Annotated in this window: 2 protein-coding genes; both read right to left on the bottom strand. The window is 60.6% G+C overall.

Annotated elements, in window-relative coordinates; all coding sequences use genetic code 11:
* Nucleotides 1-24 precede the first annotated feature (24 nt).
* Complete coding sequence (sul1, locus tag R7070_RS26420; protein WP_000259031.1) at nt 25-864, bottom strand: sulfonamide-resistant dihydropteroate synthase Sul1; 840 nt, start codon at nt 862-864, stop codon at nt 25-27.
* A partial coding sequence (locus R7070_RS26415; protein ID WP_000313105.1) for a DMT family transporter occupies nt 858-1065 on the bottom strand: 208 nt, incomplete at its 5' end. The genes sul1 and R7070_RS26415, both read right to left, overlap by 7 nt.

The raw sequence follows: 1065 nt of genomic DNA, 5'->3' as shown, positions 1-1065 counted from the left end.
TAGCGGGCGGCCGGAAGGTGAATGCTAGGCATGATCTAACCCTCGGTCTCTGGCGTCGCGACTGCGAAATTTCGCGAGGGTTTCCGAGAAGGTGATTGCGCTTCGCAGATCTCCAGGCGCGTGGGTGCGGACGTAGTCAGCGCCATTGCCGATCGCGTGAAGTTCCGCCGCAAGGCTCGCTGGACCCAGATCCTTTACAGGAAGGCCAACGGTGGCGCCCAAGAAGGATTTCCGCGACACCGAGACCAATAGCGGAAGCCCCAACGCCGACTTCAGCTTTTGAAGGTTCGACAGCACGTGCAGCGATGTTTCCGGTGCGGGGCTCAAGAAAAATCCCATCCCCGGATCGAGGATGAGCCGGTCGGCAGCGACCCCGCTCCGTCGCAAGGCGGAAACCCGCGCCTCGAAGAACCGCACAATCTCGTCGAGCGCGTCTTCGGGTCGAAGGTGACCGGTGCGGGTGGCGATGCCATCCCGCTGCGCTGAGTGCATAACCACCAGCCTGCAGTCCGCCTCAGCAATATCGGGATAGAGCGCAGGGTCAGGAAATCCTTGGATATCGTTCAGGTAGCCCACGCCGCGCTTGAGCGCATAGCGCTGGGTTTCCGGTTGGAAGCTGTCGATTGAAACACGGTGCATCTGATCGGACAGGGCGTCTAAGAGCGGCGCAATACGTCTGATCTCATCGGCCGGCGATACAGGCCTCGCGTCCGGATGGCTGGCGGCCGGTCCGACATCCACGACGTCTGATCCGACTCGCAGCATTTCGATCGCCGCGGTGACAGCGCCGGCGGGGTCTAGCCGCCGGCTCTCATCGAAGAAGGAGTCCTCGGTGAGATTCAGAATGCCGAACACCGTCACCATGGCGTCGGCCTCCGCAGCGACTTCCACGATGGGGATCGGGCGAGCAAAAAGGCAGCAATTATGAGCCCCATACCTACAAAGCCCCACGCATCAAGCTTTTGCCCATGAAGCAACCAGGCAATGGCTGTAATTATGACGACGCCGAGTCCCGACCAGACTGCATAAGCAACACCGACAGGGATGGATTTCAGAACCAGAGAA

Origin of the sequence: Vibrio sp. 1557, assembly GCF_033340175.1 — a bacterium.
In the GTDB taxonomy this organism is placed as follows: Bacteria; Pseudomonadota; Gammaproteobacteria; order Enterobacterales; family Vibrionaceae; genus Vibrio; species Vibrio alginolyticus.
This window is presented reverse-complemented; position numbering and strand designations above follow the sequence as displayed.

Bases quoted from the DNA above. Each gene is read 5' to 3' on its own strand.
- sul1 (WP_000259031.1), bottom strand. From the start codon at position 864: ATGGTGACGGTGTTCGGCATTCTGAATCTCACCGAGGACTCCTTCTTC.